The sequence below is a fragment of the Vibrio sp. 10N.247.311.49 genome, assembly GCF_041467655.1.
Lineage (GTDB): Bacteria > Pseudomonadota > Gammaproteobacteria > Enterobacterales > Vibrionaceae > Vibrio > Vibrio crassostreae_C.
Window position 1 is genome coordinate 51,355 of sequence record NZ_JBFSVA010000008.1, and the last position, 20,189, is coordinate 71,543.

Annotated in this window: 17 protein-coding genes and 1 pseudogene; 8 read left to right on the forward strand and 10 right to left on the reverse strand. The window is 44.4% G+C overall.

What is annotated here, in order from left to right; genetic code table 11:
- Positions 1-159 precede the first annotated feature (159 nt).
- Complete coding sequence (locus AB6E54_RS10155) at positions 160-2,076, forward strand: methyl-accepting chemotaxis protein (protein WP_102332714.1); 1,917 nt, start codon at positions 160-162, stop codon at positions 2,074-2,076.
- A gap of 208 nt (positions 2,077-2,284) precedes the next feature.
- A complete protein-coding gene (locus tag AB6E54_RS10160; protein ID WP_010431457.1) occupies positions 2,285-2,485 on the forward strand; it encodes a hypothetical protein in 201 nt (66 codons plus the stop codon).
- 258 nt (positions 2,486-2,743) lie between these two features.
- Here AB6E54_RS10160 and malK read toward each other — a convergent pair whose 3' ends face one another.
- Complete coding sequence (malK, locus tag AB6E54_RS10165) at positions 2,744-3,856, reverse strand: maltose/maltodextrin ABC transporter ATP-binding protein MalK (RefSeq protein WP_017060047.1); 1,113 nt, start codon at positions 3,854-3,856, stop codon at positions 2,744-2,746.
- Between the two features lie 664 nt (positions 3,857-4,520).
- Between malK and malE the strand changes: the two genes are divergently transcribed.
- The 3 genes from malE (at position 4,521) to malG (ending at position 8,260) form a co-directional block, all read left to right on the forward strand.
- Positions 4,521-5,705 carry a maltose/maltodextrin ABC transporter substrate-binding protein MalE gene (gene malE / locus AB6E54_RS10170; RefSeq protein WP_017060048.1) on the forward strand — a complete coding sequence of 395 codons (1,185 nt, stop codon included), beginning with the start codon at positions 4,521-4,523 and terminating at the stop codon, positions 5,703-5,705.
- Positions 5,706-5,786: 81 nt separating this feature from the next.
- Complete coding sequence (malF, locus tag AB6E54_RS10175; RefSeq protein WP_017060049.1) at positions 5,787-7,358, forward strand: maltose ABC transporter permease MalF; 1,572 nt, start codon at positions 5,787-5,789, stop codon at positions 7,356-7,358.
- Between the two features lie 11 nt (positions 7,359-7,369).
- Positions 7,370-8,260 (forward strand): maltose ABC transporter permease MalG, encoded by an 891-nt coding sequence (gene malG, locus AB6E54_RS10180; protein ID WP_017060050.1) that lies wholly within the window; start codon positions 7,370-7,372, stop codon positions 8,258-8,260.
- Positions 8,261-8,821: 561 nt separating this feature from the next.
- On the opposite strand, the gene AB6E54_RS10185 is transcribed toward malG, so the two are convergent.
- The 4 genes and pseudogenes from AB6E54_RS10185 to AB6E54_RS10200 all read right to left on the reverse strand — a co-directional run bounded on the left by AB6E54_RS10185 (position 8,822) and on the right by AB6E54_RS10200 (position 11,438).
- Positions 8,822-9,094: a hypothetical protein gene (locus AB6E54_RS10185; protein ID WP_019822928.1), complete on the reverse strand. Its 273-nt coding sequence runs from the start codon at positions 9,092-9,094 to the stop codon at positions 8,822-8,824.
- A gap of 237 nt (positions 9,095-9,331) precedes the next feature.
- Positions 9,332-9,835 carry an acyl-CoA thioesterase gene (locus AB6E54_RS10190; RefSeq protein WP_019822926.1) on the reverse strand — a complete coding sequence of 168 codons (504 nt, stop codon included), beginning with the start codon at positions 9,833-9,835 and terminating at the stop codon, positions 9,332-9,334.
- 406 nt (positions 9,836-10,241) lie between these two features.
- Positions 10,242-10,496 (reverse strand): annotated as a pseudogene (locus AB6E54_RS10195) (peptide ABC transporter substrate-binding protein); the annotation flags it as partial.
- Positions 10,497-10,544: 48 nt separating this feature from the next.
- Positions 10,545-11,438 carry a DMT family transporter gene (locus AB6E54_RS10200; RefSeq protein ID WP_017064264.1) on the reverse strand — a complete coding sequence of 298 codons (894 nt, stop codon included), beginning with the start codon at positions 11,436-11,438 and terminating at the stop codon, positions 10,545-10,547.
- A gap of 98 nt (positions 11,439-11,536) precedes the next feature.
- Here AB6E54_RS10200 and AB6E54_RS10205 point away from each other — a divergent pair, with 98 nt between their 5' ends.
- Positions 11,537-12,325, forward strand: coding sequence for a helix-turn-helix domain-containing protein (locus AB6E54_RS10205; protein WP_029235520.1), 789 nt, complete (start codon positions 11,537-11,539; stop codon positions 12,323-12,325).
- A gap of 100 nt (positions 12,326-12,425) precedes the next feature.
- Here AB6E54_RS10205 and AB6E54_RS10210 read toward each other — a convergent pair whose 3' ends face one another.
- The 5 genes from AB6E54_RS10210 to AB6E54_RS10230 all read right to left on the reverse strand — a co-directional run bounded on the left by AB6E54_RS10210 (position 12,426) and on the right by AB6E54_RS10230 (position 17,393).
- Positions 12,426-12,608: a hypothetical protein gene (locus AB6E54_RS10210; protein ID WP_104216241.1), complete on the reverse strand. Its 183-nt coding sequence runs from the start codon at positions 12,606-12,608 to the stop codon at positions 12,426-12,428.
- Entirely contained in the window at positions 12,605-12,814 is a 210-nt protein-coding gene (locus tag AB6E54_RS10215; protein WP_372106895.1) for a hypothetical protein, read from the reverse strand. Before AB6E54_RS10215 ends, AB6E54_RS10210 begins: the two co-directional genes overlap by 4 nt.
- Positions 12,815-13,018: 204 nt before the next feature.
- Entirely contained in the window at positions 13,019-14,152 is a 1,134-nt protein-coding gene (locus AB6E54_RS10220; RefSeq protein ID WP_372106896.1) for a lipocalin-like domain-containing protein, read from the reverse strand.
- Positions 14,152-16,686 (reverse strand): FtsX-like permease family protein, encoded by a 2,535-nt coding sequence (locus AB6E54_RS10225; protein WP_372106897.1) that lies wholly within the window; start codon positions 16,684-16,686, stop codon positions 14,152-14,154. The genes AB6E54_RS10220 and AB6E54_RS10225 overlap by 1 nt, the downstream gene beginning before the upstream one ends.
- 8 nt (positions 16,687-16,694) lie before the next feature.
- Positions 16,695-17,393, reverse strand: a complete 699-nt coding sequence (locus tag AB6E54_RS10230; RefSeq protein WP_372106899.1) for an ABC transporter ATP-binding protein — start codon at positions 17,391-17,393, stop codon at positions 16,695-16,697.
- 735 nt (positions 17,394-18,128) lie between these two features.
- Here AB6E54_RS10230 and AB6E54_RS10235 point away from each other — a divergent pair.
- Both AB6E54_RS10235 and fucP read left to right on the forward strand, forming a co-directional pair.
- Positions 18,129-18,815 carry a DeoR/GlpR family DNA-binding transcription regulator gene (locus AB6E54_RS10235; RefSeq protein ID WP_048662208.1) on the forward strand — a complete coding sequence of 229 codons (687 nt, stop codon included), beginning with the start codon at positions 18,129-18,131 and terminating at the stop codon, positions 18,813-18,815.
- 197 nt (positions 18,816-19,012) lie between these two features.
- A complete protein-coding gene (gene fucP, locus AB6E54_RS10240) occupies positions 19,013-20,182 on the forward strand; it encodes an L-fucose:H+ symporter permease (protein WP_017059999.1) in 1,170 nt (389 codons plus the stop codon).
- Positions 20,183-20,189: the final 7 nt, after the last annotated feature.

Consider the following 20,189-nt stretch of genomic DNA (forward strand, 5'->3'; position numbering starts at 1 on the left):
ATTGTTACATCATATTTGCAGTTTTTTGAGAAGAAAGTCTCTAGTTTTATTGGTTGTGGCCGATACATCACTCAGATTGTGCATTGCTTGTTGGAGTGCACTAAAAAAGTCCTGTTCAGGGTATACCAATAACGAGCGATTCTTTTTAAAGGTCCAAATATGTTTAAAACTAACTCTCTGAGTATCAAGCAAAAAGTTGTACTTGGAATTACCTTTGCGGTTCTTGCATCGACAGTGATTGTCGGCGCAATGGCACAACAACAAGCAAGAGATGTATTAAGTCATCGATTGATCGATATTGAACTTCCAGGAATGCTAGAGCGAATCAATGGTGAAATTGACCGAGAAGTCTCTCAGCTATTACTAGCGGCGGAGCAAATTGCTTCAAATGAATTTATTTCTGATGCTATCGAATCGACCGAGCGCGATGCCGCGCTAGAGAATAAGCTGGTTAAACAACTGAACAATGTTCGCAACCAATATCAGTTGAACGATGCCTCGGTAGCGAACCGTCAAACAGCTTACTACTGGAATCAAGATGGTTTCTTACGTCAGCTAAACCAACAACAAGATGGTTGGTTCTTTGGCTTTACGCAATCTGGACAGCCGACCATGGTGAGCATGTTCCAAGAAGCGAATGGCGAAGTGAAGATGTTTGCTAACTATCAGCAGCCTTCTGGTTTGGCGATGTCTGGTCTATCAAAATCGATGGATGACATGGTTAACTTACTCAATGGCTTTAAGATTGAAAATACAGGCTTCGTATTCTTAACCGATAGCCAAGGTGATGTTCAAATTCACCGTGAGCGTTCTCGCAGTGACTCTTCACTTCAACAACTTTACGGTCCTCAAGCAAGCCAACTACTGAACAAGTCGGGTTTTAACCTGATTACCACTGAAAGCCAAGGCCAAGAGCTGTTCGTGGCGAGCTTGTATGTGTCTTCAATGGACTGGTTTGTTATTGGTGTCGTTCCGACTGGTGAAGTGTTTGCAGAGTTAGATGCGACAGCGCAGAAGATGCTGATCATGACTGCGGTTGTGGCATTAGTGTTTATCCTAATGGGCGTAGTTCTGGCGAACAGCATTACTCAACCGATCAAGCTTTTGGCTAAGCGTTTCGGCGACTTAGGTGAAGGCGACGGTGACCTTGCACAGCGTATCGAAGTGAAAGGCAACGATGAAATTGCACAGCTTTCAAAAGGCTTCAACGGATTCATTGAAAAGATTCACGAGTCGATGAAAGAGGTGTGTTCGACAAGCCAAGCGCTTCAAGTGGCTGCAGAGAGTGTTTCGAATAAAGCTCACATCACCCACGACAACAGCCAAGAACAGCGCGACCAAACGCTTCAAGTGGTGGCTGCAATTAACCAAATGGGTATGACCATCAGCGAGATTGCATCGAACGCGGCAACCGCAGCAGAAACGGCAACTCAAGCTTCAGGCAATACGGAAGTAGGCCGCTCTGTGGTGAACAAAGCAAAAGACGCGATCAGTCGTTTGGCGCAAGATATTGAAAGCACGGGTCAGGTAGTAGAGCAACTGGCTTCTACAACTCAAGACATCGGTTCTATTCTGGGTGTTATTCGTGATATTTCAGAGCAAACTAACTTACTCGCATTAAACGCTGCAATTGAAGCCGCCCGTGCTGGTGAGCAAGGTCGTGGTTTTGCGGTTGTAGCGGATGAAGTACGTAACCTAGCAAGCCGTACCGCAGATTCAACGGAAGAGATTCAAAAGATGATCAACCAACTGCAAAGCGATGCTAAAGATGCGGTAACGGCAATGAGTGCGGGTAAGGTGATTACCCTTGAAGGTGTATCGGCTTCGGATGAAGCGGTAGACGTGCTGAGTGGCATTTCAGACCGTATCGTTGATATCACAGACCGTAACACTCAAGTGGCAACGGCAACGGAAGAGCAATCAACCGTAGTTCACACCATCAACCAGAACATTGAAGAGATTAACGCAATCAACGAAGTGACAACGGGCACGGCTGAGCAACTTGCTGAAGCGAGCCAAGAGCTTCGTGATCTATCGTCTCGTCTAGATAAGATGGTTGGTTCATTTAAGCTTTAATTCTTTCAAGCTGTAACATGACTTAGAAAGGGATATAGACGAAGAGCTGGGGTCATTTCATCGTTAATCCGGCTCTTTTTATTAGTACGCTAATTTGCCTCTAACTGCCTTTAGCTTGATCTGGTTTCGGGCTTTGCTTTTAATCACCCTAGCATCATAGGGCGTAAATGAGTAAAATCTCGTTAGGTTTAATATTTAGGTAAGTATCATGAGCGATTTTGAAAAAGAACTAGAGCAGATGACTCAAGAGATGGGCGATGAGCCTGAGGTGAAACTGCCATCACTTGAAGAGCAAAAAGCAATTGTTGCTGAGTTCAAGCGACTAGAGGCGGAAGGCAAACTGACTCCTGAAGTGTTAGAGAAGCATTTTGGCCAGTTCAACAAACAGAATGATACGCCAATTCACTAAGTTGATTTAGACAGGTTTCATGTCTGAAAGAAGTGATATTAGCGGTTGGGTTCATAGCCTAACTAACAGATAAAGGTCTAGCGCTTGCTAGACCTTTTTTATTGCCGCTAGCGAAAGACCGAGTGGCTGACTCATGAACTATTCAATGTAAGTGAAACTCGTATCCAACACATAAAAATATCCAGCACATAAAAAAATCCCCCTTACTGAGTAAGAGGGATTCGATATGGGCAAGTTATATCCTAAAAGGCTAAGCGATTAGTCTGTGCCGTATTCTTTGTACAAACGACGACATGCGCGGCCATCGCTGTGGAACAGGTGACAACGGTGCGCTGGAATACCAATCGCCAACTTGTCACCTGATTCGATTTTCAACGTGTCTGGCTGGCGATAGATAACATCAGCATCGGCACTTTCAAGGTTTAGGTAAACCTGAGTTTCGTTACCTAGTTTCTCTACCATCATCACGTCAGCTTCAATCGTCGCGTCACCTGATTCAGCAGACATCAAGTGTTCAGGGCGAATACCCAGAGACATACGATCGCCAGCATTGACAGTCGTCCCGTCAACAGGGATCCAGAAAGTCATGCCATTAGAAAGTTGTACCAATACGCGTTCTGCTTCAGCTTGTTCAATGTGTACCGACATGAAGTTCATCTTCGGTGAGCCAATAAAGCCAGCAACGAAACGGTTTTGAGGGTAGTGGTAAAGGTCAAGCGGCTTACCGACTTGAGATACATAACCACCATCCAGAACAACGATCTTATCCGCCATTGTCATCGCTTCCACTTGGTCGTGGGTAACGTAGATCATGGTACAACCCAGTTGACGCTGTAGCTTGGTGATTTGCGAACGCATTTGAACACGTAGCGCGGCATCTAGGTTTGATAAAGGCTCATCAAGTAGGAATACGTTTGGTTGAGAAACCAGAGTACGACCAATCGCAACACGTTGACGTTGACCACCAGAAAGCGCTTTAGGTTGGCGCTCAAGAAGGTGACCAAGCTGAAGGATTTCTGCAGCATGTTCAACGCGTTTGTCGATCTCAGCTTTATTTGCGTTTGCTAGCTTAAGACCGAAAGACATGTTGTCGTATAGGTTAAGGTGAGGGTAAAGCGCATAAGACTGGAATACCATACCTACGCCACGCTTTGACGGTTCAACGTCATTCATGCGTTGGTCGCCAATGTACAAATCACCAGACGTAATGTCTTCTAGACCTGCGATACAACGTAATAGCGTCGATTTACCACAACCTGATGGTCCAACGAATACTACGAATTCACCTTCGTTGATGTCTAAGGTTACGTCCTTAGAAATCTGTACATCACCATATGATTTATAAACGTTTTTTAACGTGACACTCGCCATCTAGCTTGTCCTCGATCGATCAAATTTTAAGTTTTACTGCTTATCATTATAAGAAATTTTTGGGTCAGCAGTAACTGTAGGAATTGGTAAGTATTGAGTGAGTAAGAAAAAAGTGGGTGAGACTTGGCTTCTTTAACCAAGCCCACCCGTCATAGCCAAACTGATGCCCATTTCCCCCACATCCAGCTAAACCTCCCCCGTGATTCAATCACAGATTTAGCTCGATGCTAATATAAGACACCAGCGGGCAGTGAAGCCAACTAAATGAATAATGCGTCAACGCATAACACTTGCCGGTAAAGGGTTCTTACTATCCACTCTTGGATGAATGCAGTTTCGGTGAATTGGCGTAAGGGTACATCCTCCTAATGGAAAATTAACTAGGGGGAGTAGGAGGGGAGGAGTAGATAAATGGGGTTATTAATAATTGGCGATCCAGTTCAAATAAATCCACCGCGTAACGGTGATGTTGATCACGATGAGTATACGTTTTGTGATTGCAGTCTCTAATCTGACCGGATGGCGATCACGAATTTAAGCCATAATAGCTAGGGCGTAGTGGCTAGGATGATGAGCTAGGGTCTGTTTTCTCAGATCATAACCTCCGAAAACTGGCTCGTCTTGGTAGATGTGCCCTACGTATAAATATAAAAAGGATATTCACATGAAAAACGCTCTAAGCGCTGTAGCTCTAGGTACAATAGTTGCTCTGGGTTCTTTTGGTGCAAATGCTGCTATCGAAGAAGGACAACTAACAATCTGGGTAGGTGGTGACAAAGCTTATGAAGGCATGGCTGAAGTAGGTAAACGCTTCGAAGAAGATACTGGTGTTAAAGTAACCGTCGCTTTCCCTGACAAGCTAGAAGAGAAATTCCCTCAAGTAGCAGCAGCTGGCGATGGCCCAGACATGATCTTCTACGCACATGACCGTTTTGGCGGCTATGCAGAAGCGGGACTTCTTGTTGATATCAAACCTTCTAAAGAAACTAAAGAAGGTATCGTAGACTTCGCATGGGACGCTGTTTCATACGAAGGTAAAACAATCGCATACCCTGTTGCTGTTGAGTCAGTTTCGCTAATTTACAACAAAGCGCTTGTTCCTAACCCACCTAAGTCTTGGGAAGAAATCCCAGCACTTGATGCTGAACTTAAAAAAGACGGCAAGAAAGCGATCATGTGGCCTCTACGTGGCGGCGCTTACTTCACATGGCCTTTACTTGCAGCTGACGGCGGTTACGCATTCAAACAGACTGCAGAAGGTTACGACATTAAAGATGCGGGCGTAGCGACTGACGGTGTTCAGAAGTCTCTAGGTTTCATCGAGAAGATGGTACAAGACAAAGTTATCTCTGCAGACATGGATTACTCAGTAGCTGAGTCTGAATTCGTTGCAGGTAACGTTGCAATGACAATCAACGGCCCTTGGGGTTGGGAAAACATCAAGAAAGCTGGCGTAGATTACGGCGTAACAACTTTACCTAAGTTCAACGGTAAAGCGTCTAAACCTTTCGTTGGTGTATGGGCAGGTGGTATCAGCACTGCGTCTCCAAACCGCGACCTAGCTGTTGAGTTCATGGAAAACTACCTACTAACAGATGAAGGTATGAAGAGCCTGAACGACGACAAGCCACTAGGCGCTGTTGCTCTTAACTCTTTCCAACGTCAACTAGACAGCGATACTCGTATTGCAGCAACAATGGACAACGCGATGAACGGTGAAATCATGCCTAACATCCCTCAGTTCACAACATTCTGGTACAGCATGGAAGAAGCGATCGGCAACGTAGTTGACGGCCGTCAATCAGTAGACCAAGCACTAAAAGCTGCTGAAGGTCGTATGGTTAAGTAACACCCAGGCACTACCTTTTAAGGAGAGGGTAACCTCTCCTTACTTTTCTATTTTTTATCTATATCGCTAGCAGGTTCCTCTATGCAGTCAGTTCAAGGTACAGATGCTATCCCAGCACCATCAAGCCTTCCAGGCAGTAAAAGCGTCTTCATTAAATGGGGGTTGCTTGGTAGCGTTGGCTTAATAAACGGCTACGCTACAATTCTAATGTATTCTCGCGGTGAGCTCGCTTTTGCGCTGCTTACAGTGATCTTAACGGCTTTGGCACTTTACATTTTTGGTAGTAAAAAAACTTACGCCCACCGTTATATTTACCCAGGTATTGCCGGAATGATCTTGTTCATTCTTTTCCCATTGGCATACACCGTAGGGCTTGCGTTTACTAACTACAGCGCGAAAAACCAACTTTCTCTAGAGCGTACTCAAACCGTTCTTTTAGACCGTTCTTTCCAAAGCGGTGAGAGCTACCCATTTACTTTGTACAAGACAGATGACGGTCACCAGATCGTTGTAAAAGATGGCGATCAACTGTTAGCGACTGACGTATTTTCTCTAGACAATATGACAGAAACAGAGATGGACCTATCTGTTATTGAGTCTGCGCAAGGTGAAAAAGAGAAGATCAAAGCGATCATTCAAAACCGAGCAGCAATCAGTGGTGTTGATTTCAATCTACCTGACGGTGGTGACATCCGCATGAGTGGCTTACGTAAGTTTGCTTCTGTTGCTCCGCTTTACACGCTACAAGACGATGAAGAAACGTTAATCAACAATGAAACGGGTGAAGTTCTCAAGCCAAATATGGATGTGGGTTTCTACCAGCCTGTTGATGCAAATGGTGAGTTTACGGGTAATACCATCTCTCCAGGTTTCGTGGTTAGCATTGGTACGCATAACTTTGAGCGTGTATGGAAAGATGACGGCATTAAAGAACCGTTTATCAGCATCTTTATTTGGACGGTTATCTTCTCGGTATGTACCGTAGCGTTCACGCTAGTTATCGGCCTTGTATTGGCTAACATCGTGCAATGGGAAGAGTTGAAAGGTCGTTCTATTTATCGTGTTCTACTGATTCTGCCTTACGCCGTACCCGCGTTTATCTCGATTCTTATCTTTAAGGGTCTATTCAACCAAAGCTTTGGTGAGATCAACATGGTGCTCGAGAATATCTTCGGCTTAAGCCCGAACTGGTTCTCAGACCCTATCTTAGCGAAAACCATGGTGTTGATGGTTAACACATGGCTAGGTTTCCCTTACATGATGATTCTATGTATGGGTCTGCTTAAAGCGATTCCTGATGATTTATACGAAGCGTCAGCAATCGATGGTGCGAACTTCCTTGATAACTTCAAGCGCATTACGTTCCCATTGATGATTAAACCGCTTACACCGCTATTGATTGCAGCGTTTGCCTTTAACTTCAACAACTTCGTAATGATTCAACTATTGACGAACGGTGGCCCGAACATGATTGGTACTTCTGAGCCAGCGGGTTACACAGACTTGCTTGTAAGCTACACGTACCGAATTGCATTCGAAGGCGGCGGCGGTCAAGACTTCGGTCTAGCAAGTGCTATCGCAACGCTTATCTTCCTATTGGTTGGTGCACTAGCGTTACTAAACCTTCGTTTCACTAAACTGTCTCAAGATTAAGGAGCACGACAATGGCTATGGTACAAGGTAAAGGCCTTAAATACCGAGTGTGGGCAACGCATGCAGTGTTGTGGTGCTTCTTGGCAATGATTATCTTCCCACTACTGATGATCATCGCGATCTCGTTCCGTGAAGGTAACTTCGCAACCGGTAGTTTGATTCCAGATAACCCATCATTGGAACACTGGAAGTTAGCATTGGGTATGTCAGTAACGAACGCAGATGGCTCGGTAACGTCACCTCCGTTCCCTGTGCTAACTTGGTTATGGAACTCAGTGAAGGTTGCAGGTATCACATCGATTCTGATTGTGACACTGTCTACGACATCGGCTTACGCGTTCGCTCGTATGCGCTTTAAAGGTAAGAACACAATCCTGAAAGCGATGATGATTTTCCAAATGTTCCCAGCAGTATTGGCTCTAGTAGCAATCTACGCGCTGTTTGACAAACTTGGTCAATACATTCCGTTCTTAGGCTTGAACACACACGGTGGTCTAATCTTCTCTTACCTTGGTGGTATTGCACTGCACGTATGGACGATTAAGGGTTACTTTGAAACGATTGATAACTCTCTGGAAGAGGCAGCAGCCCTTGATGGTGCAACGCCTTGGCAAGCATTCAGACTGGTTCTACTACCGCTGTCTGTACCAATCCTAGCGGTTGTGTTTATCCTATCTTTCATCGCGACAGTGGGTGAGGTGCCAGTAGCGTCTATCCTACTTACAGATGTGAACTCTTACACGCTAGCAGTAGGTATGCAGCAGTACCTATACCCTCAGAACTACCTATGGGGTGACTTTGCGGCAGCGGCTGTACTATCAGCACTTCCGATTACTATCGTGTTCTTACTTGCTCAACGTTGGTTAGTTGGTGGTTTGACGGCAGGTGGTGTAAAAGGATAAGCTGTACTCTATAAGAAAGAAAAAGAGCGACCGTTAGGTCGCTCTATATTGGCATTTTTATTACATCATTTGGTTTGGCCGCCGATCAGTAATAAAAATAACCCTCAGGTTACGCATAGCTGGCTACTAATCAGGTTCCTTACGCTATTAATGATTAGTGGTTTTTGTAACTCTAACCCAGGTATTTACTTGGGTTTTTTTATGCCTGCTACTTTTTGTTTTTTGTGTCAGCGTTACTCGTTAACTATCGCGCTCATATCTACTTTAAAACCCAAAGTTTCGAGTTACTTCTCTCCTAAATACCGACCACTTCATTTTGGTTACTTGTAGAAATGAACTAGTCTCACAAATCAGACACTCAGTATAAGTGGCTGTTGTACTATTGATATGTTGTGAATATTCCAATGCGTGATACTTCAATGATTTGTATGCAACAAAACCTGAAATTGCACTGAAAATGTATGGGTAAGCGAGAGGTAGTTACAGAATATTCAAGTGACATTCATGAGGGTTATGGAGGTAGGTTTATTTATGCTTCTGGTTTTTGGTGGGACTTAGAAGTTAGAACTCTTTACTAGAAGGAGCACAACCTAAGTGTTGCAACAACACATAGATACTTTCTTGATCGAGTGCCACGCGACGAAATAGATCGGCAAATGTCGGATCTCCACCGAAACACGTTTGGATATAGTGGTTGATTTCATTGCTGTCGTAGCCTTCGACGTACAAAGTTCTAACCCATTGGTACTCAACAGCCTTTAAATTGTTCAGTGTAGACTCGCTAAGAGTGGGGCGTATGACGCTCAAGAGTGGCTCCAAGAAATTCAAATGCATCTATTATGATTGGCGGTATTTAATCAGAGCAAAATGACGACTTTATTACAGTCAAAATAAATCAGTGAACAAGTGCCGATTCATTTCAACCTTTGGCTGGGTATCACGCTCTTATCGTCTGTATTGGGTGTGCAGCGGATTTGGCTGTGTAGAGCACGAAGGTATCAAATAGATCAATGCCAAGCAGGCGCTTGGCATTGTAATAAGGTTTTGTAGGGGGAGGGCAGCTGGTGGACCTTACTTAAGGTACTTCACGTGAGCTTCCATCTCTTCACCAATCTGTTTTCGCATGTTCATTAGGCGAATAGCCGAATCTCGTAATTCGATGTCTTCTGGCGTCTCTGGTATCCACTCTGGCACTTTAGTCGGATTACCATTCTCATCGACAGCGACCATAATAACGATACAGTGAGTTGTTAGGCGGTTATTGAGCTCTTTAGGGTCGCTTGCTTGCACGTCGATAGCGATATGCATTGAAGATGAACCTGTGTAAATGACCTTTGCACTTACTTCCACAAGGTTGCCTACATGAATTGGGGCAACGAATCGAATTCCGCCTGCATAGGCTGTTATACAGTATTTACCGCTCCAACCTGCGGAACAAGCGTAGGCTGCTAAATCGATCCACTTCATTGCTGCACCACCATGAACTTTACCACCAAAGTTCACATCCCCGGGTTCAGCTAAAAAACGCAGAGTAACGTCTCGTTTACCATCTTGTCGGCTATTGCTACTGCTCATCTATCTTCCTTCATTATTATTTTGCTGCGTAACATGCTTGTTACTTGCTAATAACAATATACTTAAGATGACATAAGTTAAAGCGGATAATCTCATGGTTAAGACTATTTTTTTCAAACAGATGATCAGTTGATGAATATTGGTGCTTAAAGGCGTATCAGGCGAATGGCAAACATGGATGAAGTGATATCAAGCAAGAGAATAGAAATACTGATTAAGTCACTAGATAGGTCGATTGCAAAAAAAACACCTAGCGTAATGCTAGGTGTTTCTAAGCCGTGTGGTACTCATGTCGGTACTTTTTTGTGTTAGCCAACCAACCGCTGTTGATTTGGTTTAGTTAAAGTGGCTGTATCTCAGATACCACTAAAGTGGTAGTGATTATTGTTTTCTTATCAGCTCACTTTTACTGTTTTAAAAAGTATAGATCCTTCGCGTAGATATTTCCTTTCGGATTATTGTTTGGGAAGCCTTTTAGTGTATTTCGCACTAATCGTGTGTGATTGTAATGATATAAAGGTATAACTGCTGAAGAATAGTTGAGTAACGACTCATCGTGCTGATATAAAGTAAAGCGTTTAGACTAATCTTCCGTTTTACTCGCTTGCTGTAAGGGCTCATCATAGTATGGATTACAGTAGCCACTCTCATTTGCTGTGTGAAACGTGAGTTTGAATTTTTACCCTAATGTGAGCGTTGGGTAATGCGTTTAGCTTTGTTGAGGGAGAGGAGCCTCAAGCCTTGGTTTTCTTCTGATTTGAGCAAGGATGACACCTGAAATCACCATCACACCACCAATGATGTGGAACTGGTTAATCTCTTCGCCAAGCCATGTCGCGGCTAATACGATCGCTACAACCGGAAGCAAGTTCATGAACATCGCGCTTGAGTCAGCACCAATGGTGTCAATCGCTTTCACCCACATCCAAGGCGCTAAAATCGAAGCGGCAACCGCTGCGTAAGCTATCAATGGGAGCGCTTGTTGCGGTGGTAAAAGTTGTTCGCTGGTAAGCCAAAGTGGCGTAAGCATCGCGACAGCAAACAGACCCTGAATGTATATCACCACCCAGCTACTGATTGGCATTTTCCAGCGTTTCAGTAGTACACAGTACGAAGCATAAACAAAGGCTGCAATTAGCATATAGCCATCGCCTTGAGTCAATTCTTGATGCATGAAGAATAACGGATCGCCTTTACCTAACATCAGGGCTAAGCCTGACAGCGACAATACACCACCCACAATACTCAAACTAGAAATCGACTTGTGCAGCAAAGGGACGCTTAAAAATACACTGATCAACGGGACTAAAGACGTGATCAATGCCATGTTGGAAGCGGTTGTGGTTAAGCCGGCGTAGTAACCTAGAGATTGATTCAATACCATGCCTAAAAAGCCGAGGAACGCTAATTTCGATAAGTTTGGCTTAATGACAGCCCACTGTTTCATCACTGGGCGAATACAGAAAGGCGTGAGAATTAACATCGCAAAAAACCAGCGGTAAAAACTCATTGCGCTAGGTTCTATGGTGCTTGCAGCAAGCTTGTTGACGATTGCATTGGCGCCCCAGATACAGACTGTAAAAAATGGTAATAGGTAATGCATGTGAATTCCGTGGCGAATGAGTTGGTGCGGCTAGTTTGACAGGTCGTTATACTTACAAGTATCTTTAGAAAGACATTAAGCGCGATAGGAAGACAAGTTTGAAAAAACACTCCAGAAACCTTCATCCATCCTTATTAATTGATAAGGCACCATCCAACGTATTTATGAATTTTGAAGCGTTTCTTTCGAACACTGAAACCCGAGTTCATAGCCACTCATGGGGACAGGTTCAATTGATCAGTGGTGGTATATTAGAGATGGAAGCGGAAAGCACTCGATTTCTAGCGCCACCACATCTAGCGATTTGGGTACCGGCCGGGGTGATGCATTGCAGTTATAACCGTAAGCCTTTAGACTACTGTTCACTAAATATCGCCCCAGAACTCACGCAACACCTGCCAGATAAAACCAGCCTTATAAAGATCACGCCGATTGTGTCTTCTATTATCGATGATTTTCGCGATCGTGGGATCAATGTTGCGGAAACCGAGCAAGACCAAAGGCTCGTTCAGGTACTGCTTGACCAACTTGCGCAGCGTGAGGTTGAACACCACTTCTTGCCTTCAACCGATAATAAGTATCTAGCGCCTATATTGGCTTCTGTTGAAGAGAACCCAACCGATGAAGTGACGCTGAAAGATTGGGCTGAACGTGTCCACACCACGGAAAGAACCCTTTCTCGCCACTGCCAGACCGAGCTTGGAATGAGCTTTACCGAGTGGCGACTGCGAGTGCGCTACCTATACTCAATGGACTTGTTGAGAAACGGCCAATCGGTTAAAGAGGTCGCTCTTACATTGGGTTATAACCAAGCAAGCCCATTTATCACCATGTTCAAACGTTACGCGAACCAAACGCCAGAGCAGTATAAGAACCGTTTGTTGTAGCTCGGTCTTGTTGCCAAAAGAACGGATGTTTGCGCTAGTTAGTGCGTAGATAGACCACAAGTGAATAGATAGACCATAAGTGAATACGTGCAGTATGAGCTTATGGAATCGCCCTTAACAGCCCATATATTTCGCTCTGTTGTTCGGTGACATCCTCATAGTGTTGGTTCAATAGAGCACTGTTGCTGCCCACTTTGAACAGTATGTACGTTTCTCCGTCGACCTCGAACCAATTGAAGGTTCCATGCTGGTTATACGTGGTCATTGTTTTGTTTATCTTCATGAGATATACATTAGCAGCGCAAGACATGCAGACGTACATAAGCCAAAGAAAGAAAAGAAAAACCACGAGCCTAATATTGTTTTTTCTTTTCCTACCTCTTCATTACTTTGCTGCCAACCAAGTTCACGAACCTGATCCTTGGTAAGGTTTAAGTCTAGTTTCTCTATGTATTTGTTGAGTTCGTCATTGTGTACTGAGCTAATCATGTTCTATCTCCCCTAAGCATAAGATTGGTATTTTAGGGGAGCCCAGCGTTTGGTTAAATTAGATATTTTTCAACAGGCGTTAAGATAAATAGAACACGTGAAACAACAAAAAACCTCCGTGGTGGAGGTTTTGGTTGAAAGTGTTTTAGTCGATGGTTATGGCGATGTATTTGTTGTTAGATTCCACCTGTATTAATACACAATCTAATACCCAGTCAACTCCATATAGCCAGATCCGGAATGAGAACCTTTAATCATGATTGGCCCCTCCCAATAAGGAACCGACAGCGGCATTTTGGCATTTGGATTGAGTGCCGAGACGGTCAGTTCTATTTGCTGGCTTGGAATCGAAACTTGCCACTCTGTTGGGTAGTCACGCCCGTCGATTTTAGTTTGCTTGATGGCGGTTAAGCTGATGTCTTGCTGCTTAATCGCGATGCCGGAGCCATCTTGATTCATCAACCTCGCATGAGAATAGCTGGCTTTGCCTGTAGTTGAGTTTCGAAGTTGAAATACCACCAAGCTGGTTTCATCACTCAGCCTTAGCGCAAACCAATCCCAACCTTGTTGCGAGTCGAGTAAAAACTGTGAGCTCCATTCTCTGTCTATCCAACCTTTGCCGGAAACTTGATGGGTGACGCCATCAATAGTTACCTCGCCCGATACATTGATGAATGGTTGGCTGTAGTAATAGGAAGCCACTTTGCCATCGCTACTTTTAGTGCTGTAGCCTTGTTCGCCTTGCTTTTGATATGGCGCGTTGTTGGTAAGCTTAAGCGAGTATCCAAATTGATCCGAGTTGGCGACCAGTGTGGCTGGGAACAGGTCATCGGTCGTCGACGTCCATTGCCAATCATCGAGGTAAACACGAAACGGCGAATCGCTTACACCCGCCAGTTCAGCTTGGTCACGTGACCATTTTTCATCGGCATAGTGTTTATTTTTAGTGGTGACAGCGCTGTGCGCCATGTAAATCTGCTGACTTTGCCACGTAGTTTCCTTGGTGCTATTGCCACTTTCATGTGGTGCAGCCGCAAAGCGGAACTGTGTCCATTGCACACCTAACACATTGTCTTCTTCATCAATTAAGTTTGCGGTTAAATACCACCATTCATGACGAAAATCTGGATGTGCTTGATGGTCGGCAGGGAAGGCGATGTCGATACCTTTAACTACCGGTGTGAATTGATCAGTCTCTTTTTGTGTTTCATCGTCGGTTTGTTTTCCAGTGCCAAGTATTGAGCCCATATTTTGAGCTGATGGTTGAGTGGACTCCTCACACCCTAAAAGGAGTAAGATGCCAAGTGTGAGAACGAAAACTCTCATTGATCGATTCATCACAACACCTCACTTTGCAAGCTGGATACCACGGGTTTACTGACCAAACGCCACAGTGGGATCAAGGTCGCAATCACAGCCACTAAAATGGTGATGGCTGCGATGCTGAGTGCATCACTCCAATTCCACACATAATTTAAACTCCAACCAAAGGCGCGCAGGGTAACGATGTCCGTCAACACATAACCGACCATAGCGCCGAGTGGTAAAGCGATAACCAGAGTGAAGGCGACCAGAACTACGATTTGCCCGACCACCATCGCCATCAATTTTCGCTGACTAACACCGAGCGCGTACAACCTTGCAATAGCGGCTTTGCGTGCATCGAGCAACATGAAACAGGCGCAGAACAACCCTATCACCGCCACCATTAAAGTGACGCCATTAAGCGCCCGAGTGATGGCAAAGGTTTGTGAGAAGATATCTAAAGCGATCGATTTGATCTGTGCTTGATCGTAAAGCTGACTTGGGTGCAGATTGAGTTGCTGGCGTAGCTGTTCGTACACCACTTGTGGGTCGCCAGAAACTTTGATTCCCAAGCTGGTGGGTAAGTCAGTAAATCCACTTTCGAGCCATAAATTAGGTGCAAGCAACACTTCGCCATTCGGTGAGCCGTAATCGTGGAAAATCGCCCCGACGATGAGTGTTTTGTCTTGGATCGCGTCGAGCTTGAGTTGGCTTCCAACGGGCAAGCCGAGCTTCACCGCCGTAGGTTCGCTGATTGCCACGAACTCACCTTGGTAAAAGCGAGTCCAGAAATCATCAAGGTGGGATTGGAATACCATGGTTTGCTCAAGTGTGTCTTTGTCTTTGGTGCCGAGCAAAGTCGGTAAGCCCTGCAAGTTATCGTCGACATAATATTGCTTATAAACGGTTTCAACATTTTCAAACTGCTCTAACGCACGTTCCACATTCGCGATTTCACCTTGGGCAGGGCTAACGTAAATGTCTGCGTGTAATCGCTGTTCTAGCCATTGTTTCAAGGTGGATTCAAAGCTGCCGACTAAGGTATTCATTCCCATGTTAGCGGTGACGGCGAGAAGCAACGCCATCATGGCAAGGGAGAGAGGGGAGATAAGTTCACGCAGCTCAGCGAACAGATATTGTATCAACCCCGATTGGGTACGTTTTTCGCTCCAGTTCGCTAGCACGCTGAGTGTTTTGGGCAAATACAAAGGAATCGACACCACTAACACTCCGAGCCATGCCATGGTGAAGCGATGATGTTCGCTCAGCCATAACCCTGCTAACGCGAGAATAGTTAATACTGACCCGATAACAAACAGCTGATTTTCGTTAGACGTTTCCGGCGCTTGATAGAAACCGCCATGGGAAGAGAGGGGTTGTCGCACTCGCTGTTTAAAGTGCTGCCAACACGCGACAAGCGTTGCGGCCAGCGTGAGTAGCAGTGCCTGCACTAACCATTGCCACTGCCATGTGCCGGGAAGCAGTGTTGCACCATAAAGTTGCTCAAGCGTTATTGCGACGGTGGGATGTAGCCAATGGCTGAGTTGAATGCCGAGAATGAAACCAAGCGACGCGCCCAGTGTGACTAAAACAGTCAGCTCGACTAACAGAGCTGAAAATACGATGCTTGGCGCAATCCCAGCTTGTTGAATTTGTACCAACAGCCGATTACGTTTCAGCAAACTGTACTTCACACCGTTGTAAGCGATGAACAGGCCAACTAAAAACGCCAACAAACTCATGGCGGTGAGATTGAGGTGAAAGCTATCGGTAATTGAACCGAGATCCGTGCTTTGGTTATTGGATATCCATTGCCCTTGCTCGCCAATAAGGCTTTGCCATTTATCCTGAGCATTGCTGTTAGTGTCGCTCTTAGTGTCAAAAATAGCGATATAGCTCAGTTGCCCTTGCTTGTTAAGCAGTTGCTGAGCGAATCCAATGTCCATCAACATTCGGCTACCCAGTTGCCATTCATCTGGCAGCACCACAACCTTGGTGAGTACTTCATCCAAAGTGAGCGTGTCCACTTCGTCCAAACTCTGGTGCTGAGATTGGCTCATCATCACAATGGGTTCACCCGCTAAGAGTTGCGGCAAAGGTAAGGCATTGTCTAACAGGGAAATGTTTGGCTCTTTGGCTTGAGTATTGCTTTTTTCGTCGATGCGAGCGTGGCGAGATCTTGAAGTGAGGGCGGCGATTAGCTCACTGCCTTGTACCGACCAACGACGACCTTGCTCGTCTCTCACTCGTCCTTCAATCACGGGTAGTGCTGCGCTTAATCCATTCTGTCTTAGCTTGAAGTAGAGCGATTCTGGTAAATAGTTTTGCCCTGCTGGTGGAATGATCAGGTTCTGCGCTTGGGCGCTAAGTTGTTCGGTCGATTCTGCATAACTGCGCTTGGCATTGAGGTTGATGGCTTGCACTGCGACAAACAAGGTGACCGCTAGCACAATGCCGATCAGAATCGCTGCGGCTTGCAATGGTGATTGACGATAGTGCGCCGCGAATAGATTCAGAGTCAGTTTGGTATGGGTGAGCTGGTTCTGAGCAAAGCCAGTTTGCTTCATTGAATGACTCACAACGTTGCTGCTCTTGGGGTTAGATCTACGTTCCTTAAACAACCATCGTCTAACACCAATTTTGTCTGCATAAAGCTGGCGCATTCTGGGCTGTGCGTAACCAAAAGCACGGCAGTGTTGCCTTGTGTAGTGATTTCACTCAGCAGCTTCATTACCTCAATGCCTGCTTTTTGGTCGAGGTTGCCTGTGGGTTCGTCGGCAAGCAGTAGCTTAGGTTTATGGGCTAGCGCGCGCGCAATAGCGACTCGTTGTTGCTGACCGCCAGAGAGTGCAGATACGTGTCTTTCGAGTAGCTCACTGATGCCCAATGCATCAACTAAATAATCGCACCAGTCGCTCCATTTTTGTTGATTTAAATGGAGCGGGAAGGCGATGTTTTGTTTTACGTTGAGTGGGGTTAGTAAGTTGAACTGTTGAAAGATCACGCCTAGTTTTTGATGGCGGAATCGGCTCCACTGTGGATCTCTCCAATCTGATGTGTTCTCGTTATCGAGCCACAACTCGCCACCAGTTAGAGGTTCAAAGCCCGCGATTAGGTTGAGTAAAGTACTCTTTCCACTGCCACTCGCCCCTGCTAAAGCCACGCTTGCGCTTGTCGCCAAAGCGAAGTCGACATTTTCCAGCACGTGATGGGTATCGTTGCCATCAACAAAGCTTTTGCTGGCATGTGTAAGTGTGACAATTGGGCTTTCCATTTCCTTTCCTTATAACCAAAACCTACCATCAAAAGGTGTCGTTACTTGTGGCAATTACTGAAGCGACAAGCTCTATAAAACTGTAGACAACAATTTGAAAAAGAAAGCGATTTATATCGAATAATTAATAACTTGTACTGCGAAAAGAGAGAAATAGATCAGTGTGAGGAGGAATACAGGTGTTTGTGGGAGCTTAGAGTCACCTCAGAGGCTTTCGAATTTATCGTCAGACGGTTCGTGACCACGTTTAAGTGCAATAAATCATGGTTTAACGTGTTAAAGGTTTTCTTTATGAAAGTGTGTTGGGGGAGGGGGATAGTGCTGTTTCTCTAACTTGTTAATGCCCCCAAGTTTCTTAGAGTATTAATTCTCTTGTTTTTACCCACTTTAGTTAGCCAAGTTCAACTAATCATTGTTTCATGTTTACTTGGTGGATTCTTATTACTGTCTCTGTGCAGACATTTCGTGTCCTCCCCTCTCCTGAGTTATACGCTTTGGTCTAAATAGGCAAGTATTCGCAATATCATTCAATCTATGTAAGTGGTGATTACAAGCTGTTCTAACAATTATAATTCCTTATTAATGAATGACTGTTTTTATAAGTTTCGGGCATTTGTGTTTAATAGTCCACAATATCAGTCACAAATCGGTCAATAACGGGCTTGATGGCGATTTCGTCACAGTTTTGCCATTTTTTCATTGGTAAATTAATAATCAAGCAAGCGGGAGACCATTATGAGAAGCCTACAAATTGTTGAACTAATAAATGATCAAAGAAGTGCAACCGTCGAAGAAATAGCAGAAGCCTTTAATGTTTCTGTGGAAACCATTCGTCGAGATTTAAAAAAGCTTGATGAATCGGGCGCACTTAAAAGAGTTCATGGTGGGGCTATTAGTGTTCAAGAAATTGATGAAGGTCTTTCTTTTCATGCGCGTTCTAAGGACTATATAGAAGAAAAGGAATTACTGGTAAGCAAAGCGTTAGATTATATTAAAGAAGAAATGGTAATAGGTTTAGACGCAAGTTCATCGAGTTGGTGTCTCGCTCGAGAGATTCCAAATATCAGTTGCACTATTATTACCAATTCTCTTCAGAATGTTATTGCCCTTGAAGGTAAAAGTAATATTAATGTAATTTGTACTGGTGGCAGTTATTCCGAGAAGTACAGTAGTTTCTATGGTCCACTAGCAGTGGAGACACTGGCTAATATGTCTTTGGACGTCTGCTTCTTTTCCTGCGTTGGGTTTGATTATGACTCAGGAGTTTGGGATTCAAATGAATATAACTATCAAATAAAAAGAAGTTTTATCGATATATCTGATCAAGTTATTCTAATTGCCGATAAATCTAAATACAAAAAAAGAAGTCTTCTTAAAATATGTGATAACGAATCGGTAGATGTAGTAATAACTGATTTGTAATAACGTGAAACAAAATAAACTTTAAAATAAAAATAAATAATTTAATTAATAAATAAGGATATCTTATGAATGATACTCTCAATATAAGTTCGTCTGAAACACAGAGGAATAATAAAGTAGAGGTAATACCAAAGGAAATTAAATTTGCTTTTTGGCTACTATGTTGTTGTTTTGCCATGTGGGGTTTGGCAAATAACATGACTGATGTACTTATTGCACAGTTTCGAAAAGTATTTACTTTAACCGATATGCAATCCGGTTTGGTACAAACGGCTTTCTATGGCGCTTATTTTTGTTTGGCTCTTCCCGCTGCGCTTTTCATACAGCGATACAGTTATAAAGCCGGAGTGCTTTTGGGCCTTGGATTGTTTGCAACCGGCGCACTGCTATTTTATCCCGCCGCGCAAGCAATGGAATATTTACCTTTCTTGCTGGCATTATTTGTTCTAGCTGGCGGTCTCTCCATTCTAGAAACAAGTGCCAACCCATACATATTAGCGATGGGTCCTGAAGAAACCGCAACTCGACGTCTAAATATTGCTCAAGCTTGTAACCCTATTGGTTCGATCACTGGGGTGTTAATTGGCAAATTTTACATCTTATCGCAACTAAACCCTGCAACGGATAGTGAACGTGCGGCCATGGCTGCTGACGAACTAGCGAAAATTCAATCTGACGAACTGTACGCAGTAATGATGCCCTATATGGGCGTAGCAGTTGTTATTGCTTTAATTTGGCTATTGATTCTTAAAACTAAGATGCCGGCCGCAAAGGACACAAGTACTACCGGTGAGTCTACATTTGGTCAGGCGTACCGCCGTATTGTCAAGCGAAGCCACTTCACCAAAGGCGTGTTAGCTCAGTTTTTCTATGTCGGTGCGCAAATTGGTTGTTGGTCATGGACTATTCGTTACGTGATGCAAGAAGTCGGCGGTACAGAAGCAGAAGCATCAACATACCTACTGACATCTATTGTGATTTTCTCTGTCATGCGCTGGGTTTGTGTCGCGCTGATGAAACACATTGAACCACAAAAACTACTTGCTGCTTTGGCTGCGATCGCTGCGATTTTAGTCGCTGTAATCATGGTAGTGGGTGGGTTAGCAGGAGCTTATGCACTAGTCGGTGTGTCTGCATGTATGTCTCTGATGTTCCCGACTATTTTTGGGCTATCACTGAGAGATTTAGGGTCTGATTCAAAGTTTGGTGGAAGCTTCTTAATCATGGCAATCCTGGGTGGTGCACTGCTAACCGCCATCATGGGGCAAATCTCAGATGCAGCAGGCATTGGTGCCGCATTTGTTATCCCATTCATTGGCTTCGTTTACCTAGTGTACTACGGCGCAAAAGGTTACCAAGTTAAGTAAAGAATTA

Bases quoted from the DNA above. Each gene is read 5' to 3' on its own strand.
- malE (WP_017060048.1), top strand. From the start codon at position 4,521: ATGAAAAACGCTCTAAGCGCTGTAGCTCTAGGTACAATAGTTGCTCTG.
- AB6E54_RS10220 (WP_372106896.1), bottom strand. From the start codon at position 14,152: ATGAATCGATCAATGAGAGTTTTCGTTCTCACACTTGGCATCTTACTC.
- AB6E54_RS10155 (WP_102332714.1), top strand. From the start codon at position 160: ATGTTTAAAACTAACTCTCTGAGTATCAAGCAAAAAGTTGTACTTGGA.
- AB6E54_RS10200 (WP_017064264.1), bottom strand. From the start codon at position 11,438: ATGCATTACCTATTACCATTTTTTACAGTCTGTATCTGGGGCGCCAAT.
- malF (WP_017060049.1), top strand. From the start codon at position 5,787: ATGCAGTCAGTTCAAGGTACAGATGCTATCCCAGCACCATCAAGCCTT.
- AB6E54_RS10230 (WP_372106899.1), bottom strand. From the start codon at position 17,393: ATGGAAAGCCCAATTGTCACACTTACACATGCCAGCAAAAGCTTTGTT.
- AB6E54_RS10215 (WP_372106895.1), bottom strand. From the start codon at position 12,814: ATGATTAGCTCAGTACACAATGACGAACTCAACAAATACATAGAGAAA.
- malG (WP_017060050.1), top strand. From the start codon at position 7,370: ATGGCTATGGTACAAGGTAAAGGCCTTAAATACCGAGTGTGGGCAACG.
- malK (WP_017060047.1), bottom strand. From the start codon at position 3,856: ATGGCGAGTGTCACGTTAAAAAACGTTTATAAATCATATGGTGATGTA.
- AB6E54_RS10235 (WP_048662208.1), top strand. From the start codon at position 18,129: ATGAGAAGCCTACAAATTGTTGAACTAATAAATGATCAAAGAAGTGCA.
- AB6E54_RS10185 (WP_019822928.1), bottom strand. From the start codon at position 9,094: ATGCATTTGAATTTCTTGGAGCCACTCTTGAGCGTCATACGCCCCACT.
- AB6E54_RS10210 (WP_104216241.1), bottom strand. From the start codon at position 12,608: ATGAAGATAAACAAAACAATGACCACGTATAACCAGCATGGAACCTTC.
- AB6E54_RS10190 (WP_019822926.1), bottom strand. From the start codon at position 9,835: ATGAGCAGTAGCAATAGCCGACAAGATGGTAAACGAGACGTTACTCTG.
- fucP (WP_017059999.1), top strand. From the start codon at position 19,013: ATGACTGATGTACTTATTGCACAGTTTCGAAAAGTATTTACTTTAACC.
- AB6E54_RS10225 (WP_372106897.1), bottom strand. From the start codon at position 16,686: ATGAAGCAAACTGGCTTTGCTCAGAACCAGCTCACCCATACCAAACTG.
- AB6E54_RS10160 (WP_010431457.1), top strand. From the start codon at position 2,285: ATGAGCGATTTTGAAAAAGAACTAGAGCAGATGACTCAAGAGATGGGC.